The sequence below is a fragment of the Vibrio profundum genome, from assembly GCF_050337555.1.
Classification (GTDB): domain Bacteria; phylum Pseudomonadota; class Gammaproteobacteria; order Enterobacterales; family Vibrionaceae; genus Vibrio; species Vibrio profundum.
On record NZ_JAKJTA010000031.1, the window covers coordinates 1 to 23,635 of the forward strand.

Genomic DNA, 23,635 nt, shown 5'->3' on the forward strand with positions numbered 1-23,635 from the left:
GGCCGGATTTGAACCGACGACCTTCGGGTTATGAGCCCGACGAGCTACCAAGCTGCTCCACCCCGCGTCCGAATTGTGTCACCGTTAAGTACCGTGAGAACTGCCTCTTTCGATGAAAGTATTCAGCGAAAGAAATTTGGAGCGACACACGAGGTTCGAACTCGTGACCTCAACCTTGGCAAGGTTGCGCTCTACCAACTGAGCTAGTGTCGCATTCACAACGTTTCCGTCGTTTAGGGCTGCGAATTATAAGAGCATTTCTATTTGATGCAAGCCCTTTTAGTAAAAAAATCAGCTTTTCTCACCAAGCGTTCAAAAAACAACCAAACACAGAAATGTTAACGACTTACCGACAGCGGAAGGCTGTCAGTACTTTTCTCACTAGCTCAGGTAATAGATTAGATGGTAAAGATATTTTGACGGTAAAACACCAGCTCATCGATAGATTCACGAATATCATCCAGCGCTAAATGCTTACCTTGCTTAGAGAATCTAGATAATACGTCTGGCTGCCAACGCTTAGTGAGCTCTTTGATCGTGCTCACGTCAATGCAGCGATAATGGAAATACGCGTCAAGCTCAGGCATGTGCTTATTCAGAAAGCGGCGATCCTGACCAACGCTGTTACCACAGATAGGGGAATGACCTTGAGGTACCCATTTCTCTAGAAATTCAATCGTTTCCGCCATCGCTTGAACAACAGTCACTTGACTAGAACGTACCCGCTCCACCAATCCGCTGGCATTATGTGTAGTGGTGCACCATTGATCCATTTTTTCTAGTTCTTGCTCACTTTGATGGATCGCAAGCACAGGGCCCTCTGCTAAAATATTTAATTCGCCGTCCGTGACAATCGTAGCAATTTCAATAATTTTATGAGTATCAGGATTCAAACCTGTCATCTCAAGATCGATCCAGATTAAGTTCTGATCGCTAAAGGACATAAAAGAGGTGCCTATTTGTTTCACGATAAAAAGAGTACTATACCCAAATTAAGATCTTCAAGATAGCTTAGAATCTATCAGTTCCATTAGATAAGCTTAGCCTATCGACAAGGTCAAGACACTGAACACCTATTTTTAAGTAACTCATTGTGGCAAAAAAAAAGAAACTCACTAAAGGTCAAGTTCGACGGGTTCGCAACAACCAAAGTAAACGGTTAAAAGAATCCGATTCCATCGATTGGGAAGAGTCTATGCTTGGTACAAGCAAGACTGGTCTCGTCATCACGCGCTTCGGTCAACATGCCGATATCGAGGATAGCGAATCCGGGGAAATCCATCGCTGCAACCTAAGACGAGGGATCGAAACCCTAGTCTCTGGCGATAAAGTCATCTGGCGATCTGGCCTTGAAAAAATGGCAGGAATTTCGGGTGTCGTTGAGGCCGTCGAGCCACGTACTTCGGTCTTAACTCGGCCGGACTACTACGATGGTTTGAAGCCGGTTGCCGCCAATGTCGATCAAATGGTGATCGTCTCTTCCGTCTTGCCCGAGCTGTCACTAAATATCATCGACCGATATTTAGTCGCCGCGGAAACGCTACAGATTGCGCCGCTCATTGTCCTAAACAAAACTGACCTTATCGAAGACAAGCAGCAACAAGAATATCGAGAAGCACTAAGTATCTATCAGAAAATTGGCTATCAGGTTTTGTTTGTTAGTAAGAAAACTCGTGATGGTTTGGTAGAGCTGGAACGTGAACTCGCCAATAGAATTAATATTTTTGTCGGCCAGTCTGGCGTTGGAAAATCGAGTTTAGTTAATGCGCTAATGCCCGAACTCAACATTGAAGAAGGTGATGTTTCGGCAAACTCTGGCTTGGGGCAGCACACAACCACCGCCGCACGACTCTATCACATCCCAACTGGCGGTGATTTGATTGACTCTCCTGGGGTGCGTGAGTTTGGCTTATGGCATCTAGAAGCAGACGAAGTCACACAAGCCTTTACCGAGTTTCGCCCTCACCTTGGTAGCTGCCGGTTCCGTGATTGCAAGCACGGCGACGATCCCGGTTGTCTATTGAGAGCGGCTGTCGATGCGGGCGAGATCAGCAAAAGTCGATTTAGCAACTATCATCGTATTATTGAGAGCATGACAGAAAACAAAGCGAATCGACAATTCTCAAGAAACAAGAAAGCGGATTTATAATTCTAAGGTCAGCCTACTCTGGGATAAGGGCTGACATTACCGCCAAACTTAAGTAACATCTCGCGCCCATATTTTAGACAACATAGATAGTATTGGAATGTTTACCATGGACAAGATAAAAATTGGACTTCAGCACTGGATTCCTCAGCACGGCTTAACTCGTTTAGTCGGGAAGCTCGCTTCAGCTCAAGCTGGCCAATTAACGACAGCGGTCATTCGCTGGTTTATCAAACAATACAAAGTAGATATGAATGAAGCACTTCATTCCGATCCGAAACATTTCAAGACCTTCAACGAATTTTTTGTTCGCGAGCTTAAAGCTGATGCTCGTCCAATCGAATCTGAATCCGATGTGCTCACCTACCCTGCCGATGCCTGTGTCAGCCAGTTTGGTTCAATCGACGGCGACAAATTGATCCAAGCGAAGGGGCACACTTTCAGCGCGCAAGAGCTATTGGGTGGCGATGATGCCCTCGCACAAGAGTTTGCCGACGGTGATTTTGCGACCTTATACTTGTCGCCAAAAGACTATCACCGCGTGCATATGCCTTGCGATGGCACACTACGACAGATGATTTATGTGCCCGGTGACTTATTTTCCGTCAACCCATTAACCGCCGAAAATGTGCCAAACTTGTTTGCTCGTAACGAACGTGTAGTATGCATTTTTGACACCGAGTTTGGCCCGATGGCACAGGTGTTAGTTGGAGCGACAATTGTTGGCAGTATCGAGTTGATTTGGGCTGGTACTGTGACCCCGCCGAGAGGCAATACAGTCTACCGCTGGGACTACCCAGTAAGTGGCAATAATTCTATCTCGCTCAAGAAAGGCGAAGAGATGGGTCGTTTTAAACTTGGTTCAACGGTGATCAACCTATTTGCCAAAGATTACATTACTTTCGATTCTACCATGTCAGAGCAAGCCATCACTAAAATGGGCGCAACCTACGCCCACAAAACTTCTGAAACTTCTGAAACTTCTGAAACTTCTGAAACTTCTGAAACTTCTGAAAAATAATCGCTGATATATATGCGAGTGCAAAAAGCGAGGCTAACTAGCCTCGTTTTTTCGTCTTTCTGTTAGCACCAACCTTCCTCATTTTACCAAAGAGAACAACACTATTATGAGTTACCAATGGTTTGCACTTGCTGCCGCATTCCTATGGGCCGTAGCCGGGCTGCTGTCCGTCAAACCTGCTCAGCACTTAGGCACCTTCTGTTACAGTCGCTGGCGTATCGGCCTAACCGCGATCATTTTAATTGTGTATGCATCGGTGACTGGTGGTTGGTCATCCGTCGAAAGCACGGCACTATTACCTATGGTCTTTTCAGGCTTTGTGGGTATTTTTATTGGTGACACGGCCTTGTTTGCTTGCCTTAATATGATGGGGCCTAGGCAGTCTGGTTTATTGTTCGCCTGCCACTCCGTCTTCTCTACGGTGTTAGGGTACCTGTTGTTCAGCGAAGCCTTAACTTGGATGCAATTTACTGGCGCTTGTCTGGTTTTTTCTGGCGTCACCATTGCTATCTTTTTTGGCCGTAAAGCACAAAAAAACCAACAACTCGAACATGTAAAAGGCAATATTTGGCTAGGTATTAGCCTAGGGTTAATTGCCGCGCTGTGTCAGTCTTTAGGCGGCATCATCGCCAAACCTGTCATGCAAACGCACATTGATCCTATCGCCGCATCGGCCATTCGTATGGCTGCCGCCTTTTCCGCCCATGCAGTGCTGAGGTTATCGGGAATAAGCCTCGCAAAAGCCACTCGAAAAATGACCTGGCCCATTTTCTCTCTTGCTGCACTCAATGGCATTCTTGCCATGGCCGTTGGTATGACGTTTATATTGTACGCTCTGCAAAAAGGCAATGTCGGCATGGTCGCTCTTCTGTCCTCAACCACGCCAATAATGTTGTTACCTTTATTGTGGATTTACACTAAACAGCGCCCCAGCCGTTTTGCTTGGGCAGGCGCTGTCCTCGCCGTATTGGGCACCAGCATCCTAGTTAGCTAATGCTAATTTAATTTCATTTTTATCCACTTAAGATCATTCTAGCCGAGATTAATCGACACTTAATCCCAACCGGATTGATCTTTACCTACTGTTATTGCTTTAAAGTGTAGTAAAATTACGCTAATTTGTTTCTCAAGCTTTGAACTTTAACGAGGTAAAATCATGTCCGCTAAGAAGCCTTTAGCACTAGTCATTCTTGACGGTTGGGGCCACCGTGAAGACAACTCTAGTAATGCCATCAATAACGCCAAAACGCCTACAATGGATGAGCTTGTGGCAACCTATCCAAACACGCTGATTTCAGCATCGGGCATGGATGTAGGCCTGCCTGATGGGCAAATGGGCAACTCAGAAGTTGGCCATACCAACATAGGTGCGGGGCGAATCGTCTACCAAGACCTGACTCGAATCACTAAATCTATCAGTGACAAAGAATTTTTCGACAATCCAACGTTGACCAACGCTATGGATAAAGCTATCAAAGCCGGAAAAGCCGTTCATTTAATGGGTTTGATGTCTCCAGGTGGTGTTCACTCACACGAAGACCATATCTATGCCGCCGTTGAAATGGCAGCAGCACGAGGTGCAGAGAAAATTTATCTGCATTGTTTCCTAGATGGGCGTGATACACCGCCGCGCAGCGCTGAAAACTCGTTAAAGCGTTTCGATACTCTATTTAACAAGCTCGGCAAAGGTCGTGTGGCTTCTCTAGTTGGCCGCTACTACGCCATGGACCGTGACAATAACTGGGATCGCGTACAGGTCGCTTACGATTTATTGACACAAGCCAAAGCCGATTACCAGTTCGACTCAGCAGTGGCAGGCCTAGAAGCTGCTTACGCGCGTGAAGAGAATGACGAATTCGTGAAAGCAACTGCCATTCAAGCTGAAGGCGAAGACGTTGCACGTATCGAAGACGGTGACGCGGTTATCTTTATGAACTACCGTGCCGATCGCGCCCGCGAGATCACGCGCAGCTTTGTCCCAGATTTTTCTGGCTTTGAGCGTTCAGTATTGCCAGCTATCGATTTTGTCATGCTGACCCAATATGCAGCAGACATTCCGTTAGCGATTGCTTTCCCATCGGCATCACTCAGCAATACGTATGGTGAATGGCTTTCTAAGCAAAATAAAACTCAACTACGTATTTCTGAAACTGAGAAATACGCTCACGTCACCTTCTTCTTTAACGGTGGCGTCGAGCAAGAATTCTCAGGTGAAGAACGTCAATTGGTGGCGTCACCGAAGGTAGCGACGTACGATTTACAACCAGAAATGAGCTCTGGCGAGCTAACTGATAAACTGGTCACCGCGATTAAATCTGGCGACTTTGATACTATCATTTGCAACTACCCGAACCCTGATATGGTTGGCCACACTGGCGTATATGATGCGGCAGAGCAAGCGATTGAAGCGGTAGATAGCTGCATGGCAAAAGTCGTTGCAGCCATCAAAGAAGTGGAAGGTCAGCTACTGATCACCGCGGACCATGGCAATGCTGAGATGATGATCGACCCTGAAACTGGTGGCATTCACACTGCGCATACGAATCTACCCGTACCGCTGATTTATGTTGGTGATAAACAGTTTGAATTTACCTCAGGCGGTAAATTATCAGATTTAGCGCCAACGATGCTTACACTGGCGGGACTGGAGATTCCAACAGAAATGACCGGGCAACCTTTGTTCAAGTAAGCGTACCTCAAAGTTATACCCCTGATTCGTCGGGGGTATTTTTTATTCCCTATTCCTTTATACTATTTTCGCCCAACGAACAGTAAAATTCGACAAATATATAATGTGAGCCGAAAAGACTCGCCAATTTTGACATGGTGATTTCGTATCACTATGGCGTTTGGTTATACTGACCGACTTAAATAAGACAGGGAACACGATTAGAATGATGACAAAAAAGAACTCGCGATGCTTACGACTAGGCATATCTCGCTTAGTTATTGTTTCAGCGATGGTTTGTTCATCATACTCTCAACCTGTTTTGGCGAGTTCTCACAAAGAACTGAGTGCCGTCAAAAATGAAATATCACGACAACAAAACTCTTTAGTTGGCCACAAGAAAACCCTTAATTCGCTTCAGCATTCATTGCAAACGCAAGAACTCAGTATCAGTCGTCTGACACGAGAGATAAAACAAACTCGCGCTAAACTGGCCACAGCTAACAGCAATATTCAACGGATCGAGCAAAAGATACAACGCCTTGAACAACAAAAGCTAAACCAGAGCCGTAAACTCTCGGAGCTACTGCAGACCTACTACGTCATGAACCGTGACAACTCAGCATCGCCGATTTTTAACGACAGCCAGGAAGCGGATCGAATGAGCCAGTACTTCCAATTTTTGGCCAAGCAACGCGCTGATACCATCACAGAGCTAGAACAAACTAAACACGATTTAGAGAGTAATCAAAAACAGCTGGTGGCGCAAAAATCACAGATTGCCGCACTTCTCAACCAACAAACGGATAAGCTATCTAAGCTAAAACGGACTCAAACGAAAAGAAAGTACACGCTTGGAAAAATATCCAAAAGCATTTCAAGCGATAAAGTGTACTTGTCAGAGTTGCAGCGGAATGAAGCTCGCTTAAAAGCTGAAATCGCCAAAGCGGCCAAGCGTTCCCGCGTATCCATGAATGGCTTTTCTGCCAAGCGAGGTCATCTTCCGTGGCCGTTAAAAGGACGAGTATTGCATCATTTTGGTTCGTCACAAGCGGGTTTATCAAAATGGAAAGGCATCGTCATCAGCGCCAGTTATGGGCAACCGGTTAAAGCGGTGGATTCAGGCACAATCGTATTTTCTGATTATCTACGTGGGTATGGCTTAGTGGTCTTGATTGATCACGGAAAAGGCGACATGACACTCTATGGCTTCAACCAAACCTTGCTCAAAAAAGAGGGCGACAAAGTTACCACGGGAGAAACGATTGCCCTTGCCGGTGATACTGGCGGCCAGGAACAACCCTCTTTATACTTTGAGGTTCGCCGTAACAGTAAAGCGCAAAACCCACTGTCTTGGCTGTCGAAGTAGCAAGTTTATCGAAGTAGTAAGGTTATCGAAATCGCAAGATTGTCGAGGTAGGAAACGCGCTTCACTTTATACGCGCTGAGGTTATAAACCCTATCACTTATAAGCAAGATGCGAGAAGCAAAGCTTACCTATAAGCGATAAAACGATAAACGTAACCGAGTTACGCGTACATCGTCATCATACCTTCAGCCAACAGTTGCAACTGCTCTTGGCCAAGTTCTGTGGCTCTCGGTTTGACCACGTGGATCATTTGCAGCATCCCTTGATGGATGATTTGTTCGGTCACCTTAGTATTGGCAGACATCGCAGACTGATAGCTCAACCATCCGCATACGATCATATGCAGTGTCCGCACGAAGAATGTCACATCTGGCGATTCAATACGTAACCAATCCAATTCAATGAAGACCTGAATGATTTTGACAAGGTTGTCTTGTAGGCGCTCCTGAACTTCAATGTACTCTCGATGAAGCTCAGTATCTCGTTGCAAAATATCCGGAAGGTTAGAATAGAAAAATCGGTACTTCCACATCAAGGTAAAAATTGAACTGAGGTAATGTTTCAACAGTACCAGCCCTTCGTTTTTTCCTTGCAACGGGGTAAAACGCTCCAAAAGCTCACTAGAATAGAGCTTAAAAATTTCCCTAACAATTTCTTGCTTGTTACGGAAATGGTAATACAAGTTACCTGGACTGATCCCGATATGCGCTGCGATATGGTTGGTCGTTATCGCACGTTCACCATGCTCATTGAATAGCTCAAGCGCTGCTTGAACAATTTTCTCGCGAGTTTTCATTACGTCTGACTCTTACTTTCACCTGCACCGATGCCATGTCTCACATCGCATCGGTACATAGGTTCTATTGGTGATACGGCTTAGACAACTCATGCACCGCGTTAACAAAATGACCAGCATTCTCTGGCGGTACATCTAAGTGAATACCATGCCCTAAATTAAACACATGGCCGGTATTATCATTACCATACCCAGCTAATATAGAGGCGACTTCCTCACGAATACGCCCTTCAGAGGAATACAACACTGACGGGTCCATATTGCCCTGTAATGCCACTTTATCACCGACGCGACGTTTAGCGTCCGCAATATCAATAGTCCAATCCAGACCCACAGCATCACAACCAGTCGCTGCGATTTTCTCCAGCCACATACCACCGTTTTTGGTAAATAACGTCACTGGGACTCGGCGACCTTCGTTTTCTCGAATCAAACCATCGACAATCTTATGCATGTACTGCAAAGAGAAATCTTGGTAGTCACGAGGGGTCAGAACCCCCCCCCAAGTATCGAACACCATGACAGATTGAGCACCCGCCTTTATTTGTGCGTTCAAGTACTCAACCACGCTGTCCGCGAGTTTATCTAACAGTAGATGCAATGTCGCGGGCTCAGCGTACATCATCTTCTTGATTTTCGTGAACGCCTTTGAACTGCCGCCTTCCACCATATAAGTAGCCAAGGTCCAAGGGCTACCCGAAAAGCCAATCAAAGGAACTTCACCAGCCAGATCCTTACGAATTTGTCGCACCGCATTCATCACGTATTGCAACTCGCCTTCCGGATCAGGTAAGCCAATCTTATCGACATCCGCCTTACACGTAATCGGGTTGTCAAATACAGGCCCTTCGCCTGCGGCAAAACGCAAGCCAAGTCCCATTGCATCGGGAATCGTCAAAATATCGGAAAACAAGATTGCGGCATCAAGCGAGAAGCGCTTCAAAGGCTGAAGAGTAACCTCAGAGGCCAACTCAGCATTCTTACACAATGACATAAAGTCTCCGGCTTCTGCACGCGTCGCCCGGTATTCAGGCAAATAACGCCCCGCTTGACGCATCATCCATACCGGAGTGTGATCCACTGGCTGCTTAAGCAACGCTCTTAGGTAGCGATCGTTTTTCAAGTTTGTCATCGTTCATTCCAATCAAAAGATTTATTATCTGGCTTATTTTAACACTGAATCGCGCTCAATAGCGCCATGCTTTGCAAGAGAGATCATGTTATCAGGTACAATTTCCGCAAATTCATTGCGCCATGAGAATGCCAATGTATAAGATGGCCCCGCTAGCAAAAACTACAATTATAAACTGAGTATTCGCTACTCGGCATCTCATAACGACATCTTACTTACCCCCTCCTTCTGGAGGGTTTTTTTTACCTCAATGCTAAGCACTTTTTATATCATTGATGGTGTGCTCTATCAATTCGCGAGCGATGGTACCCGGCGGTGGAATACGGGGTAACTCCTCCGGTGAGAACCAAGTCGCTGACTTCAGTTCACTCGTATCGACGACCAACTCTCCTGCACGATAGTCAGCAAGAAAGGCCACCATTAGATTTGATGGGAAGGCCCAAGGCTGGCTGGAAAAATAGCGAATGTTGCCGATGTCGATGCCCGTTTCTTCCTTAACCTCTCGGCTCACACACTGCTCTAACGTCTCTCCAACTTCCACAAAACCCGCAATCACAGTGTGAACTCCACTTTTATGATGATTATGTTGCGCCAACAATATCTGCCCTTGCTTGCGAATCGCTACGATGATGCAAGGCGAAATTCTTGGATAGTGCAACTGGCGGCAATCTACACATTGCATGGCTAACTGTTCATGGTTCAGGGTGTTCCTAGCACCACATTGTGAGCAGAAACGTAACGTCTGCTGCATATTGCCATATTGAACCGCCTTGCTCGCCAGAAAAAACAGATCAGTCTCGAAATCTAAACACGTTCGCAATGAGTGCAGTTCTTGCTCTTGCTCACAATCCGCGTCATTTACCCATATGAATGCAGCACCTTGATATTCCCCGATACACATTGCTTTATCCGTCGGCATACCAAGCTCTGAAGCCAGCCCGAACGGTATCTGTCCATTGACTAGGCGCAGCCTATCTCCCGCAACCACACACCAATATGCTGATCGTTCCGCATCATACTTTTTGAACATCCTAATTCCCCTTTGCTTGCAGTTTAATCATTTTACTGGCAATCTATTTTCTTACCAGAGTTTGTAACCAATATGATTTCGGACTATAAATTCTAGTAAGGATGATAGCTTGTACATTAACAAGAGCCTTAAAAATCAAAGGCTAACGGGCTCAGGATGATGTCCGTTCATGAGGGCATGGTCATGCTAAACAAATTCAAACAAACACAACAACAGTGGTCGGGTTCAAGCGATGTAATTGACCACTGGCTAGAAACACGGCAATCGCTCATCGTTGAGTATTGTAAGCTCGTTACCGGAAACTTAAGCTCAGCCAAACCCGCTGTCAGCTCACTCCCCACTCCCAAGACACTCCAGTCCTTTTGCCAACATCTTGTCGACTATATCTCCGAAGGACACTTTAAGATATACGATATGGTGATGGATAAATGGAAAGCGACGGGATTTGAGGCCACCGATGAAATCGATCAAGCTTATGGCAAAATCATCCTGACTACCGAGCCTCTACTGAACTTTACCGATACCTATGCCTCCGTTGCCGAAGATGACCCTTTGTCTTCTTTCGACGGCGACCTTTCTTTTGTAGGCGAAATCATCGAAGCACGCTTTGAAGTTGAAGATGAGCTGATCAAACTGATTGCCGATAGCTTGGCTGTACCGCCTGGCGCTTAGTTTGCTTTTTGCCGTATAGGGAAAAGTCTAAACTTACTTATTTTAAAGATGTTGAGATCGAAAAATCGAAAGATGTTGAGAGCAAAAAGTTAGCGGTAGGATATAGATAACACCTGTTTTCGTTTGTAAATCCTGATTAATTTGCAAACCCAAAGTTGTTTATAAATGCCTGTCGTTTATAAACCCCAGAAAGCAAAAAGGCACCGATAAACGGTGCCTTTTGTGTTTCTATCGCTTAGTGATTACTCACCAGAAGAGAAACCTGCGTTCAGCAGTGCTGCTAGGTTATCCGTCGCTTGTTCAGCAGACGGGCCTTGCTGTTCGTCACCGCGTTTAGCTTGACGATCTTGGTGGTAGGCAAAGCCAGTACCAGCTGGGATCAATCGACCAACGATAACATTCTCTTTCAAGCCGCGTAGGTCATCACGCTTACCAGATACCGCCGCTTCCGTTAGGACACGTGTGGTTTCTTGGAACGATGCTGCTGAAATGAAGGATTCAGTCGCTAGAGATGCCTTAGTGATACCTAAGATCTCACGCTCGAATCGTGCAGGCTCTTTGCCTTCTTCTTCCAGTGCACGGTTAGCAATTTTCACCTGTGCGTATTCGACTTGCTCGCCGACTAAGAACTCAGAGTCACCTACGTAAGAGATAGTACACTTACGAAGCATTTGACGCACAATAGTCTCGATATGCTTGTCGTTAATCTTAACCCCTTGCAGGCGATAAACTTCTTGCACTTCGTTCGTAATGTACTGAGTCACAGCGTGGATACCACGTAAACGTAGAATGTCGTGTGGAGTCTCTGGACCGTCGGCGATAACATCACCACGCTCGATCTTCTCACCTTCAAACACGTTCAACTGACGATGCTTAGGAATCATTTCCTCGTATGCGTCTCCGCCTTCACGAGTGATAACTAGACGACGCTTACCTTTAGTTTCTTTACCAAACGACACAGTACCTGTGTGCTCAGCAAGAATCGCAGGCTCTTTCGGCTTACGAGCTTCAAACAAGTCCGCAACGCGAGGAAGACCACCGGTGATATCTTTGTTTCCGCTCGATTTCTGAGGGATACGAGATAATGTGTCACCAATGCCTACTTCAGCGCCATCTTCAATGTTAACGATCGCTTTACCTGGTAGGAAGTAATGCGCTGGCATATCAGTACCAGGAATCATTACGTCTTGACCTTTTTCGTCAACAAGTTTGATGGCTGGACGCATGTCTTTACCTGCCGCTGGACGTGCCGCAGCTTCGGTAACTTCACTTGAAGATAGACCAGTCAGATCATCAGTTTGACGAGAAACGGTTACGCCATCAATCATATCAACGAATTGGATACGACCTGCCACTTCCGTGATGATTGGCATGGTATGCGCTTCCCAGTTGGCAACTACGTCACCTGCCGTTACCGCATCGTTGTCAGCTTTGCTCAGCATCGAACCGTAAGGAAGTTTGTGCTTCTCTTTCGTACGACCGAACTCATCGATAATTGTCATCTCAGAAGCACGAGAAGTAATAACCAGCTTCTTGTCTTTGTTGATAACAAATTTAGCGTTGTGTAGCTTAACAGTACCCGTTGTTTTCGCTTGGATGCTGTTCTCTGCTGCTGCCGTTGATGCCGCACCACCGATGTGGAACGTACGCATCGTAAGCTGTGTACCCGGCTCACCGATAGACTGAGCAGCAATAACGCCGACTGCTTCACCTTGGTTAACTAGGTGACCACGAGCTAGGTCACGACCGTAACATTGTGCACAACAACCGAAGTCTGCATCACAGGTAACTACTGAGCGCACTTTCATGCTATCTACAGAGTTCTCTTCCATGATTTGACACCACTTCTCATCAATTAGAGTATTACGTGGAATCAGTACATCTTCAGTACCTGGCTTAAGAACGTCTTCAGCAACAACACGACCAAGAGCCAGCTCAGAAAGTGCAACTTTAACGTCACCACCTTCGATATGAGGCATCATGTCAACACCTTCATGGGTGCCACAGTCATGTTCATGAACAACAACGTCTTGAGCAACGTCTACTAGACGACGAGTTAGGTAACCCGAGTTTGCTGTTTTCAGTGCTGTATCCGCAAGACCCTTACGAGCACCGTGCGTTGAGATAAAGTACTGAAGGACGTTTAGACCTTCTTTAAAGTTCGCAGTGATTGGCGTTTCGATGATTGAACCATCTGGACGCGCCATCAGACCACGCATACCCGCTAGCTGACGAATCTGTGCAGCAGAACCACGAGCGCCCGAGTCAGCCATCATGTAGATGCTGTTAAACGACTCTTGTTGCTCTTCTTCACCGTCGCGGTTAACCACTGTTTCAGAAGATAGGTTATCCATCATTGCTTTCGCAACACGGTCGTTGGTAGACGCCCAGATATCGATAACTTTGTTGTAACGCTCACCCGCAGTAACAAGACCAGACTGGAATTGCTCTTGGATTTCACGAACTTCTGCTTCAGCGTCTTCGATTTCAGTGTATTTAGCCGCTGGTACAACCATATCGTCGATACCAACAGAAACACCAGAAAGTGCCGCGTATGCAAAACCTGTGTACATGATTTGGTCAGCAAAGATAACAGTATCTTTAAGACCTAGTTTACGGTATGCCTCGTTAAGTAGAGTAGAAATTTGCTTCTTACCCAACTTTTGGTTTACAAGGCTAAACGGTAGACCTTTAGGTACGATAGACCATAGCATTGCACGACCAACAGTCGTATCGACCATATCTGTGCTAGTAGTGCTATTGCCATCTTCATCAACCACAGTTTCAGTGATACGTACTTTAACGCGAGCATGTAGCTCAGCGCTCTTAGTACGGTATGCCTTCTCAGCCTCTTCAGGGCCAGCAAGGTACATACCTTCACCTTTCGCGTTGATCATGTCACGCGTCATGTAGTAAAGACCCAATACAACGTCCTGAGAAGGTACGATGATAGGATCACCTGATGCTGGCGACAGAATGTTGTTTGTCGACATCATCAAGGTACGAGCTTCAAGCTGTGCTTCTAGAGTTAGAGGCACGTGAACCGCCATTTGGTCACCATCGAAGTCCGCGTTATACGCCGCACATACAAGTGGGTGTAGCTGAATCGCTTTACCTTCGATAAGTACTGGTTCGAACGCCTGAATACCAAGACGGTGAAGTGTTGGTGCACGGTTCAATAGTACAGGGTGTTCACGGATCACGTCGTCTAGGATATCCCAAACGATCGCTTCTTCGCGCTCAACCATTTTCTTAGCGGCTTTGATTGTCGTCGCCATGCCACGAGTTTCTAGCTTGCTGTAGATAAATGGTTTGAATAGCTCAAGTGCCATCTTCTTAGGAAGACCACACTGGTGCAGACGAAGGTACGGACCTACTGTGATTACAGAACGGCCAGAATAGTCTACACGCTTACCAAGAAGGTTCTGACGGAAACGACCTTGTTTACCCTTGATCATATCAGCAAGAGATTTCAATGGACGCTTGTTCGAACCAGTAATCGCACGACCGCGACGACCGTTATCAAGAAGTGCATCAACAGACTCTTGCAACATACGTTTTTCGTTACGTACGATGATGTCCGGAGCTGCTAGCTCTAGAAGGCGCTTCAAACGGTTGTTACGGTTAATCACACGACGGTAAAGGTCGTTCAAATCAGAGGTCGCAAAGCGACCGCCATCTAGCGGTACTAGAGGACGTAGATCTGGCGGAAGTACTGGAAGTACGGTCAGGATCATCCACTCTGGGTTGTTACCAGATTGAATGAACGCTTCAACGAGCTTCAAGCGCTTAGTCAGTTTCTTGCGTTTAGTTTCAGAACTTGTTGTCTGAAGTTCTTCACGCATCATTTCAGCTTCTTGATTAAGGTCCATTGTTGAAAGCAAATCTTTAATTGCTTCCGCACCCATCTTAGCTGTGAACTCATCACCCCACTCTTCCAAGCGATCTAGATATTCTTCTTCAGTCAGCATCTGACTTTTTTCTAGATCTGTCATGCCTGGTTCGGTCACTACGTACATTTCAAAATACAGTACGCGTTCGATATCACGCAATGGGATATCCATCAATAGACCGATGCGAGATGGCAACGATTTTAGAAACCAGATGTGAGCTACAGGTGACGCTAGTTCGATGTGGCCCATACGGTCACGACGAACTTTAGTTTGCGTGACTTCAACGCCACACTTCTCACAAATCACACCACGGTGCTTCAAGCGCTTGTATTTGCCACATAGACATTCATAGTCTTTTACTGGGCCAAAGATACGAGCACAGAACAAACCATCGCGTTCAGGCTTGAACGTACGATAGTTGATCGTTTCAGGTTTTTTCACTTCACCAAATGACCATGAACGGATCATATCTGGTGAAGAAAGACCGATTTTGATCGCGTCAAATTCTTCAGTCTTATGCTGTGCTTTTAGAAAGTTTAATAAGTCTTTCACATTCAGCTCCTGTAAGGAGTTTAAAGGCGCTCGGCGAGCGCCTTTTTACCAGGTAATCGCTTTTCTCAATGAAGAGAGAAGGGATTACTCTTCGTCTTCTAGCTCGATGTTGATACCTAGGGAGCGGATCTCTTTCAACAATACGTTGAAGGATTCAGGCATACCAGGTTCCATGCTGTGGTTTCCGTCTACGATGTTCTTGTACATCTTAGTACGGCCGTTAACGTCATCAGACTTAACAGTAAGCATTTCTTGTAGAGTGTAAGCAGCACCGTATGCTTCTAGTGCCCATACTTCCATCTCACCGAAACGCTGACCACCGAACTGAGCTTTACCACCAAGTGGTTGCTGAGTAACAAGGCTGTAAGAACCCGTAGAACGAGCGTGCATCTTGTCATCAACCAAGTGGTTCAGTTTCAGCATGTACATGTAACCAACAGTTACCGGACGCTCAAATGCATCACCAGTACGGCCATCAAACAAGGTCAACTGACCCGACGCTGGTAAATCAGCAAGGGTAAGAAGATCTTTGATCGATTTCTCAGACGCACCATCGAACACAGGAGTCGCGATAGGTAAGCCACCACGAAGGTTTTTCACCAAAGTACGGACTTCATCGTCAGAAAGTGATGCAATATCGACTTCTTGACGAGTGCTACCAAGATCATAAACCTTTTGCAGGAATTCACGGAACCTAGCTAATTCTTGCTGTTCCTTCAGCATGCGGTTGATCTTGTCACCAATACCTTTCGCTGCCAGACCTAAGTGAACTTCAAGGATCTGACCGATGTTCATCCGCGATGGTACACCTAGAGGGTTCAGTACGATGTCTATTGGTTGCCCAGTTTCATCGTATGGCATGTCTTCAACGGGGTTAATCTTAGAGATTACACCTTTGTTACCGTGACGACCCGCCATCTTATCACCAGGCTGAATGCGACGTTTAACTGCAAGGTAAACCTTAACAATTTTCAGTACGCCCGGTGCTAAGTCATCACCTTGGGTGATCTTGCGACGTTTGGTTTCAAATTTCTTATCGAAATCAGCTTTCAGCTCATCCCACTGCTCAGCAAGTTGCTCAAGCTGTGATTGTAGAGCGTCGTCTTCTAGAGACTGCTCTAGCCACTTCTTACGATCCAAGGATTGTAGTTGGGCTTCGCTGTAACCTGCAGAAAGAAGTACCGCTTGAACACGTGCCATTAGGCCGCCTTCGAGGATTTGGAACTCTTCTGTTAGGTCTTTCTTCGCTTCTTTCAGCTGCATTTGCTCGATTTCAAGCGCACGCTTATCTTTCTCAACGCCGTCACGAGTAAAGACTTGGACGTCGATGATAGTACCAGATACTGAGTTAGGCACACGAAGAGATGTGTCTTTCACGTCAGACGCTTTTTCACCGAAGATCGCACGCAATAGCTTCTCTTCTGGAGTCAGCTGTGTTTCACCTTTAGGGGTTACTTTACCAACTAGGATGTCGCCACCCTTCACTTCAGCACCGATGTAAACGATACCTGACTCGTCTAATTTAGACAGAGCAGATTCGCCAACATTTGGAATGTCCGCAGTGATTTCTTCAGAGCCAAGCTTGGTATCACGAGCCACACAAGACAACTCTTGGATATGGATCGTTGTGAAACGGTCTTCTTGAACTACGCGCTCAGATACTAAGATCGAGTCTTCGAAGTTGTAACCATTCCAAGGCATGAACGCGATACGCATGTTTTGACCAAGCGCTAGTTCACCAAGGTCAGTTGATGGACCATCAGCAAGAACGTCACCACGAGCAACAGGTTCACCCGGCATCACTGTTGGACGCTGGTTGATACATGTGTTCTGGTTAGAACGCGTGTATTTAGTTAGGTTGTAGATATCGATGCCGGCTTCGCCTGGAATCAATTCTGCTTCATTAACCTTAACTACGATACGTGATGCATCGACAGACTGAACAACACCGCCACGTTTAGCAACCGCTGTTACACCTGAGTCAACCGCGATGTTACGCTCGATACCAGTACCTACTAGCGGCTTATCTGCGCGCAGTGTTGGTACCGCCTGACGTTGCATGTTCGCACCCATCAAGGCACGGTTCGCATCATCGTGTTCTAGGAACGGAATCAACGACGCCGCGATAGATACAACCTGGTTGGTTGCAACGTCCATATAATCGACGTGATCGCGTGGGTGAAGACCAGATTCGCCTTTTTGACGAGCAGTGATTAGCTCATCAGCGAATGTGCCTTCTTCCGTTAATACTGTGTTTGCCTGAGCGATAACGAATTGGCCTTCCTGAATTGCAGAAAGGTAATCCACTTCTTCTGTCACTACACCATCAACAACACGACGGTACGGAGTTTCTAGGAAACCGTATTCGTTACAACGTGCAAATGCAGATAGCGAGTTAATCAGACCGATGTTCGGACCTTCAGGTGTTTCAATCGGACATAGACGGCCGTAGTGCGTTACGTGAACGTCTCGCACTTCAAAACCAGCACGCTCACGCGTTAGACCGCCAGGACCCAATGCAGAAATACGACGCTTGTGCGTTACTTCTGAAAGAGGGTTGTTTTGGTCCATAAACTGAGACAGCTGTGAAGAACCAAAGAATTCTTTTACAGCAGCTGAGATTGGCTTCGCATTGATCAAATCTTGCGGCATGATTGCATCAAGATCGCCTAAGCTTAGACGTTCTTTAACTGCACGTTCAACACGCACAAGGCCAACACGGAATTGGTTCTCAGCCATTTCGCCTACGCTACGTATACGGCGGTTACCTAGGTGGTCGATATCGTCGACTTCACCTACACCGTTACGGATAGAGATCAACTTCTTCATCACTTCGATGATGTCAGTTTCGTCTAGCGTGCCTTGATCACCTGTTTCTTCACGTTCGATTGAGCTGTTAAACTTCATTCGACCAACGGTCGAAAGATCGTAACGCTCCTCAGAGAAGAACAAGCTTTGGAATAATGCTTCAGCGGCATCTTTCGTTGGTGGCTCACCCGGGCGCATCATGCGGTAGATTTCTACCAAAGCAGTGAGACGGTCTACAGTGCTATCAGCACGTAGCGTATCCGAGATGAACGGGCCATGATCCAAGTCGTTAGTAAAGAGCACTTCAAGCGCTTTATGTCCCGCTTGAGACAAGTTCGCTAGTGCTTCTAAGCTAATTTCTTGGTTAGCCGCAACAATGATTTCACCGGTTGCTTCATTGATGTAATCTTTCGCCGAAACTTTACCGACGATGTACTCAACTGGCACTTCAATATGCTCAACGCCATCTTTATCTAGTTGGCGGATATGACGCGCAGTTACGCGACGACCAGTTTCTACATACATCGTGCCGTTTGCTTCGATATCGAATGATGCCGTTTCGCCACGTAGACGATCTGGAACCAATTCCATCAATAGCGTTTGGTCTTTCACTTCGAAATTTATTTTATCGAAGAAAAGATCCAAGATTTCTTCCGTAGTCTTACCTAATGCGCGCAGAATGATCGACGCTGGTAGTTTACGACGACGGTCGATACGTACGTATAGGTTATCTTTAGGATCAAACTCAAAGTCTAACCATGAACCACGGTAAGGAATAACACGTGCGTTATATAGCACTTTTCCTGATGAGTGGGTCTTACCCTTATCGCTGTCGAAGAACACGCCTGGGCTTCGGTGCAGCTGGGATACGATAACCCTCTCAGTACCGTTAATTACGAAGGTACCATTGTCTGTCATGAGTGGAATTTCACCCATGTAGACTTCTTGTTCTTTAATATCTTTTACGGTACCTGCTGGCGCGTCTCTATCAAAGACCACAAGACGCAATTTTACGCGCAATGGCTTTGAGTAAGTTACGCCACGAATTTGACATTCTTTAACGTCAAAAACTGGCTCACCAAGACGGTAGCTAACGTATTGCAGCTCAGAGTTGCCGTTATAGCTCTTGATAGGAAATACAGAACGGAAAGCAGCCTCAAGACCGTATTGCCCTTCAGGATCCTGCTCGATAAATTTGTCGAACGAATCGAGCTGTATCGATAGCAGGTATGGAATGTCCAATACTTGTGGACGAGTACCAAAGTCCTTACGGATGCGCTTTTTCTCGGTATAAGAGTAAACCATGGGGTTCCTCAGCTCGCTGATAAGTGACCCAAACTGTCCAAGACATTTTAACAATGGGACAGTGACTAATCGCTGTTTACTGTAGTGGCATGTCTGTTGTTAAACAGTCACACATTTTGCTTGGGTAAGAACGCTTAAACAGCGGGAAAATTCGTCTGTACCCTACAGCGCAAAAAGGCTGGTGGTCAAAAAACCACCAGCCATTAGCCTTGCGGCTATGAAATTAAATAATAATTATTTAATTTCAACAGAAGCACCAGCTTCTTCTAGTTGAGCTTTAAGAGCTTCAGCTTCAGCTTTCTCGATGCCTTCTTTCAAAGGTGCAGGAGCGCCGTCAACTAGAGCTTTAGCTTCTTTAAGGCCTAGACCTGTTGCGCCACGTACTGCTTTGATAACTTGTACTTTGTTACCGCCAATAGCAGTTAGGACAACGTCGAACTCAGTTTGCTCAGCAGCAGCTTCAGCAGCAGCACCGCCAGCTACAACAGCAGCAGCTGCAGTTACGCCGAATTTCTCTTCCATAGCTTCGATAAGTTCAACAACTTGCATTACAGACATTTCTGCAACTGCGTCTAGGATTTGCTCGTTAGTAATAGACATAACAATTCTCTTTTAAATCAACAATAAGTTTATTAAGCAACCAGTAAAAAGCAAGGCTTATGCCGCAGCTTCTTCTTTTTGGTCGCGTAGTGCAGCGATAGTACGTACCAGCTTGCCTGCAGAAGCTTCTTTCATGCACATCATTAGGCGTGCAATAGCTTCGTCGTAAGTTGGTAGTGTCGCTAGTACTTCAGCATCAGTAACCGCGCCTTCAAATGCAGCAGCTTTGATCTCGAATTCTTTGTTCTCTTTAGCGAAGTCTTTGAAAAGACGCGCTGCAGCACCTGGGTGCTCGTTAGAGAACGCGATCAGAGTAGGACCTGTGAAAGTGTCAGTTAGACACTCATAGTCTGTTCCCTGAACCGCACGGCGTGCTAGAGTATTACGCACAACTCTTACGAAAACACCCGCTTCACGCGCCTGTTTACGTAGAGAAGTCATTGCGCCAACTTCAACACCACGAGAATCAGCTACAACTGCAGAAAGTGCACCACTGGCTGCTTCGTTGACTTCAGCAACAATTGCTTTTTTGTCTTGAAGGTTTAAAGCCATCTTGGATTTACTCCTGGTTGTCGTTACACCACTCACTATTATCACAACAGTGAGAGTTATTGAGGTGCATTCCCAGAAGAAAGGCAAGTATCAAGTCGTGAAACCGGATAAATATTCTTTCTATCAGTTCGGGCACCATCTACGTAGGGTTATTAAGTAAAAGGTCCTAGGGAACTCTTACACCTACGGTCTAGGACGGAGACTGCCTTGTAATCTTTGCAGACTAAATTCAGCCCCAACCATAAATATTAGGCGCAGAAGTATACTAAACCTTCGCGCCTAAGTAAATCACTTAGCTTGAATATCCAAGCTAGCTTGATCTACCACTACACCAGCACCCATTGTAGTCGAGATACTGATTTTATTCAGGAAAACACCTTTCGCTGAAGACGGCTTAGCTTTCTTAAGAGCAACCAATAGAGTCTCTAGGTTCTCTTTGATCTGTTCTACAGAGAAGTTAGCTTTACCAATGGTAGTGTGAACAATACCATTTTTGTCGTTACGGTAACGAACCTGACCAGCTTTAGCGTTCTTAACTGCTTGAGCAACGTTAGGAGTTACAGTACCAACTTTAGGGTTAGGCATAAGACCGCGAGGACCTAGGATAGTACCTAGTTGACCTACAACGCGCATTGCATCTGGAGAAGCAACTACTACGTCGAAGTTCATTTCGCCCTTCTTCACTTGCTCAGCAAGATCTTCCATACCAACGATGTCTGCGCCAGCTTCTTTAGCTGCTTCAGCGTTTGCACCTTGAGTGAACACTGCAACGCGGATTTCGCGGCCAGTACCGTGAGGTAGTACAGTTGCACCACGTACGTTCTGGTCAGATTTACGAGCATCGATGCCTAGGTTTACAGCAACATCTACAGACTCAACGAATTTTGCAGTTGCAAGTTCTTGAAGAAGAGCAACAGCTTCGTTGATTTCGTATACTTTAGTTACGTCAACTTTGTCGCGGATTACGCGCATACGCTTAGTTAGTTTTGCCATGATCTTAACCCTCTACCACTAGGCCCATTGAACGAGCAGTACCCGCAATAGAACGCTTCATCGCTTCGATGTCAGCACCAGTCATATCAGCAGCTTTAGTTTCTGCGATTTCTTGTACTTGAGCGTCAGTTACCGTACCCACTTTTTCAGTGTTTGGACGGCCAGAACCAGACTTAACGCCAGCTGCTTTCTTTAGAAGAACTGCAGCAGGTGGAGTCTTAGTTACAAACGTGAAAGAACGGTCGTTGTATACAGTAATAACTACTGGAGTCGGTAGACCTTTCTCAACAGATTCTGTTTTTGCGTTGAACGCTTTACAGAATTCCATGATGTTCACGCCGTGTTGACCTAGAGCAGGACCAACCGGTGGACTTGGGTTTGCCATACCAGCAGCAACTTGCAGCTTGATATAGGCTTCAACTTTCTTAGCCATGATATTTCCTAAGTTTTGGGTTCAAACGCCAATCGTTCAATCAGCTCCCCGTTTTTGTCATTAAGACCTGTAAAAAGGCGCGAAATTATAGGCAGATTTCGCGCCATAAACAAGTCTAAAAGATGTTTTTTTAATCAAGTTTTTCCACTTGGCTAAATTCGAGCTCAACTGGTGTAGCACGACCAAAAATAGACACCGATACTTTCACGCGGCTTTTCTCGTAATCCACTTCTTCAACCGTACCGTTGAAGTCAGCAAATGGGCCTTCGTTAACACGAACGACTTCACCGGCTTCAAACATTGTCTTAGGTCGAGGAGCTTCGCTCGCCTTCTCTAGGCGATTCAAGATAGCATCAGCTTCTTTATCTGTGATCGGTGCTGGACGGTCAGAGGTACCACCAATGAAACCCATAACACGAGGAATACTACGTACCAAGTGCCATGACTCATCGTTCATGATCATCTGTACCAATACATAGCCCGGGAAGAATTTACGTTCGCTTTTACGACGCTGCCCAGCGCGCATTTCCACTACTTCTTCAGTAGGTACTAGCACTTCGCCAAATAGTTCTTCCATCTCGTGCATTTTAATATGTTCACGCAGCGATTGAGCCACACGACCTTCAAAGCCTGAAAATGCTTGAACTACATACCAACGTTTTTTAGGAGCTTCACTCATGAATTAGAACCCTCACACTCCGGTTGCGAAAGAAACAAGACGAACCATAATCCCGTCTAAGCCCCACAACGCCAGAGCCATTACAATACTTACAGCTAATACGATCAATGTCGTTTGCATCGTTTCTTGGCGTGTAGGCCAAACTACTTTGCGCACTTCCATACGAGCTTCGCGAGCAAAACTGATCGCAGTTTTACCCTTATTTGTTGTTGCGGCAACACCTAAACCGGCAGCCATGACAACAACAACACCTGCAGCACGAAGCGCTACAGACATGTCACCATACAGGTAATTTCCTACAACTGCTGCAGCGAGTAGAACGAATACGACAATCCATTTAAAGGTATCTACTGCACTCGAGCTTTCAGGAGTTTCAGCATTATTTGCTTTCATAAAACCAACCTGTGATAAGTCTTAAATATAGACGACAACTACCCCGCTAACGCAGGGATAAATCCTTTACGTTGTACATTAACCGTTTCAGCCATGTAAACGTTAAAACGCGTAAGATACTAATCTTAAACGTAACATTCTTTGCTTATACGCAATCCTGAACAAAAATCAGGCTGCTATTTTGTACAGCGCAGAAAAAGGGCATCAAATGATGCCCTTTTTACTAGTGTTTAGTCAAATCTTAATCAAAGATTTTAGCAACAACACCAGCACCTACTGTACGGCCACCTTCGCGGATTGCGAAACGTAGACCTTCATCCATTGCGATTGGAGCAATTAGCTCAACTTTCATTTGGATGTTGTCGCCTGGCATTACCATTTCTACGCCTTCTGGTAGAGAGATATCACCAGTTACGTCAGTTGTACGGAAGTAGAACTGTGGACGGTAGCCTTTGAAGAACGGAGTATGACGGCCGCCTTCGTCTTTAGACAGTACGTATACTTCAGACTCAAACTTAGTGTGTGGAGTGATTGAACCTGGAGCCGCAAGTACTTGACCGCGCTCTACGTCGTCACGTTTAGTACCACGTAGT

The 23,635-nt window shown here is 46.0% G+C and carries 19 protein-coding genes and 2 tRNA genes; 6 read left to right on the forward strand and 15 right to left on the reverse strand.

Annotation, left to right across the window (positions count from 1 at the left end; translation table 11 throughout):
* The 3 genes from L4C34_RS19595 to orn form a co-directional block, all read right to left on the reverse strand.
* Positions 1-59, reverse strand: a tRNA-Met gene (locus L4C34_RS19595).
* Positions 60-137: 78 nt separating this feature from the next.
* Positions 138-213: transfer RNA gene (locus L4C34_RS19600), tRNA-Gly, on the reverse strand.
* A 185-nt stretch (positions 214-398) separates the two neighbouring features.
* Complete coding sequence (orn, locus tag L4C34_RS19605) at positions 399-944, reverse strand: oligoribonuclease (protein WP_428790997.1); 546 nt, start codon at positions 942-944, stop codon at positions 399-401.
* Between the two features lie 149 nt (positions 945-1,093).
* Here orn and rsgA point away from each other — a divergent pair, with 149 nt between their 5' ends.
* From rsgA to L4C34_RS19630, 5 genes are all read left to right on the forward strand, one after another.
* A complete protein-coding gene (rsgA, locus tag L4C34_RS19610) occupies positions 1,094-2,149 on the forward strand; it encodes a small ribosomal subunit biogenesis GTPase RsgA (RefSeq protein ID WP_428790998.1) in 1,056 nt (351 codons plus the stop codon).
* A gap of 106 nt (positions 2,150-2,255) precedes the next feature.
* Positions 2,256-3,167, forward strand: coding sequence for an archaetidylserine decarboxylase (gene asd / locus L4C34_RS19615; RefSeq protein ID WP_428790999.1), 912 nt, complete (start codon positions 2,256-2,258; stop codon positions 3,165-3,167).
* 106 nt (positions 3,168-3,273) lie between these two features.
* Complete coding sequence (locus L4C34_RS19620) at positions 3,274-4,161, forward strand: DMT family transporter (protein WP_428791000.1); 888 nt, start codon at positions 3,274-3,276, stop codon at positions 4,159-4,161.
* A gap of 162 nt (positions 4,162-4,323) precedes the next feature.
* Complete coding sequence (gpmM, locus tag L4C34_RS19625; RefSeq protein WP_428791001.1) at positions 4,324-5,856, forward strand: 2,3-bisphosphoglycerate-independent phosphoglycerate mutase; 1,533 nt, start codon at positions 4,324-4,326, stop codon at positions 5,854-5,856.
* A 208-nt stretch (positions 5,857-6,064) separates the two neighbouring features.
* Positions 6,065-7,204: a murein hydrolase activator EnvC family protein gene (locus L4C34_RS19630; RefSeq protein WP_428791013.1), complete on the forward strand. Its 1,140-nt coding sequence runs from the start codon at positions 6,065-6,067 to the stop codon at positions 7,202-7,204.
* A 160-nt stretch (positions 7,205-7,364) separates the two neighbouring features.
* On the opposite strand, the gene L4C34_RS19635 is transcribed toward L4C34_RS19630, so the two are convergent.
* From L4C34_RS19635 to nudC, 3 genes are all read right to left on the reverse strand, one after another.
* Positions 7,365-8,000, reverse strand: coding sequence for a TetR/AcrR family transcriptional regulator (locus tag L4C34_RS19635; protein WP_428791002.1), 636 nt, complete (start codon positions 7,998-8,000; stop codon positions 7,365-7,367).
* A 64-nt stretch (positions 8,001-8,064) separates the two neighbouring features.
* The gene (gene hemE, locus L4C34_RS19640; protein WP_428791003.1) at positions 8,065-9,132 is read right to left on the reverse strand and encodes a uroporphyrinogen decarboxylase; all 1,068 of its coding nucleotides are present in this window, start codon (positions 9,130-9,132) and stop codon (positions 8,065-8,067) included.
* Between the two features lie 253 nt (positions 9,133-9,385).
* Positions 9,386-10,162, reverse strand: coding sequence for an NAD(+) diphosphatase (gene nudC / locus L4C34_RS19645; protein ID WP_428791004.1), 777 nt, complete (start codon positions 10,160-10,162; stop codon positions 9,386-9,388).
* Positions 10,163-10,339: 177 nt separating this feature from the next.
* Here nudC and rsd point away from each other — a divergent pair, with 177 nt between their 5' ends.
* On the forward strand, positions 10,340-10,834 hold the full coding sequence (rsd, locus tag L4C34_RS19650) for a sigma D regulator (RefSeq protein ID WP_428791014.1): 495 nt from the start codon (positions 10,340-10,342) through the stop codon (positions 10,832-10,834).
* 242 nt (positions 10,835-11,076) lie between these two features.
* Here rsd and rpoC read toward each other — a convergent pair whose 3' ends face one another.
* From rpoC to L4C34_RS19695, 9 genes are all read right to left on the reverse strand, one after another.
* Complete coding sequence (gene rpoC / locus L4C34_RS19655; protein ID WP_428791005.1) at positions 11,077-15,279, reverse strand: DNA-directed RNA polymerase subunit beta'; 4,203 nt, start codon at positions 15,277-15,279, stop codon at positions 11,077-11,079.
* A gap of 84 nt (positions 15,280-15,363) precedes the next feature.
* Positions 15,364-19,392 (reverse strand): DNA-directed RNA polymerase subunit beta, encoded by a 4,029-nt coding sequence (rpoB, locus tag L4C34_RS19660; protein ID WP_428791006.1) that lies wholly within the window; start codon positions 19,390-19,392, stop codon positions 15,364-15,366.
* A gap of 234 nt (positions 19,393-19,626) precedes the next feature.
* Positions 19,627-19,992, reverse strand: coding sequence for a 50S ribosomal protein L7/L12 (gene rplL, locus L4C34_RS19665; RefSeq protein ID WP_428791007.1), 366 nt, complete (start codon positions 19,990-19,992; stop codon positions 19,627-19,629).
* Positions 19,993-20,049: 57 nt separating this feature from the next.
* Complete coding sequence (gene rplJ, locus L4C34_RS19670) at positions 20,050-20,544, reverse strand: 50S ribosomal protein L10 (protein ID WP_428791008.1); 495 nt, start codon at positions 20,542-20,544, stop codon at positions 20,050-20,052.
* Positions 20,545-20,832: 288 nt separating this feature from the next.
* On the reverse strand, positions 20,833-21,537 hold the full coding sequence (gene rplA / locus L4C34_RS19675) for a 50S ribosomal protein L1 (RefSeq protein WP_428791009.1): 705 nt from the start codon (positions 21,535-21,537) through the stop codon (positions 20,833-20,835).
* 4 nt (positions 21,538-21,541) lie between these two features.
* Positions 21,542-21,970, reverse strand: coding sequence for a 50S ribosomal protein L11 (gene rplK / locus L4C34_RS19680; protein ID WP_010435555.1), 429 nt, complete (start codon positions 21,968-21,970; stop codon positions 21,542-21,544).
* Positions 21,971-22,100: 130 nt separating this feature from the next.
* Positions 22,101-22,649, reverse strand: a complete 549-nt coding sequence (nusG, locus tag L4C34_RS19685) for a transcription termination/antitermination protein NusG (RefSeq protein WP_428791010.1) — start codon at positions 22,647-22,649, stop codon at positions 22,101-22,103.
* A gap of 12 nt (positions 22,650-22,661) precedes the next feature.
* Complete coding sequence (secE, locus tag L4C34_RS19690) at positions 22,662-23,042, reverse strand: preprotein translocase subunit SecE (protein ID WP_428791011.1); 381 nt, start codon at positions 23,040-23,042, stop codon at positions 22,662-22,664.
* A 241-nt stretch (positions 23,043-23,283) separates the two neighbouring features.
* Positions 23,284-23,635: EF-Tu C-terminal domain-related protein (locus L4C34_RS19695; protein ID WP_428791012.1), on the reverse strand; the 352-nt coding region annotated here is incomplete at its 5' end.

Coding starts and splice junctions, on each gene's coding strand:
- nusG (WP_428791010.1), bottom strand. CDS start 22,649: ATGAGTGAAGCTCCTAAAAAACGTTGGTATGTAGTTCAAGCATTTTCA.
- gpmM (WP_428791001.1), top strand. CDS start 4,324: ATGTCCGCTAAGAAGCCTTTAGCACTAGTCATTCTTGACGGTTGGGGC.
- asd (WP_428790999.1), top strand. CDS start 2,256: ATGGACAAGATAAAAATTGGACTTCAGCACTGGATTCCTCAGCACGGC.
- nudC (WP_428791004.1), bottom strand. CDS start 10,162: ATGTTCAAAAAGTATGATGCGGAACGATCAGCATATTGGTGTGTGGTT.
- L4C34_RS19630 (WP_428791013.1), top strand. CDS start 6,065: ATGACAAAAAAGAACTCGCGATGCTTACGACTAGGCATATCTCGCTTA.
- L4C34_RS19620 (WP_428791000.1), top strand. CDS start 3,274: ATGAGTTACCAATGGTTTGCACTTGCTGCCGCATTCCTATGGGCCGTA.
- hemE (WP_428791003.1), bottom strand. CDS start 9,132: ATGACAAACTTGAAAAACGATCGCTACCTAAGAGCGTTGCTTAAGCAG.
- rpoB (WP_428791006.1), bottom strand. CDS start 19,392: ATGGTTTACTCTTATACCGAGAAAAAGCGCATCCGTAAGGACTTTGGT.
- rplL (WP_428791007.1), bottom strand. CDS start 19,992: ATGTCTATTACTAACGAGCAAATCCTAGACGCAGTTGCAGAAATGTCT.
- orn (WP_428790997.1), bottom strand. CDS start 944: ATGTCCTTTAGCGATCAGAACTTAATCTGGATCGATCTTGAGATGACA.
- rplK (WP_010435555.1), bottom strand. CDS start 21,970: ATGGCTAAGAAAGTTGAAGCCTATATCAAGCTGCAAGTTGCTGCTGGT.
- secE (WP_428791011.1), bottom strand. CDS start 23,042: ATGAAAGCAAATAATGCTGAAACTCCTGAAAGCTCGAGTGCAGTAGAT.
- L4C34_RS19635 (WP_428791002.1), bottom strand. CDS start 8,000: ATGAAAACTCGCGAGAAAATTGTTCAAGCAGCGCTTGAGCTATTCAAT.
- rsd (WP_428791014.1), top strand. CDS start 10,340: ATGGTCATGCTAAACAAATTCAAACAAACACAACAACAGTGGTCGGGT.
- rplA (WP_428791009.1), bottom strand. CDS start 21,537: ATGGCAAAACTAACTAAGCGTATGCGCGTAATCCGCGACAAAGTTGAC.
- rplJ (WP_428791008.1), bottom strand. CDS start 20,544: ATGGCTTTAAACCTTCAAGACAAAAAAGCAATTGTTGCTGAAGTCAAC.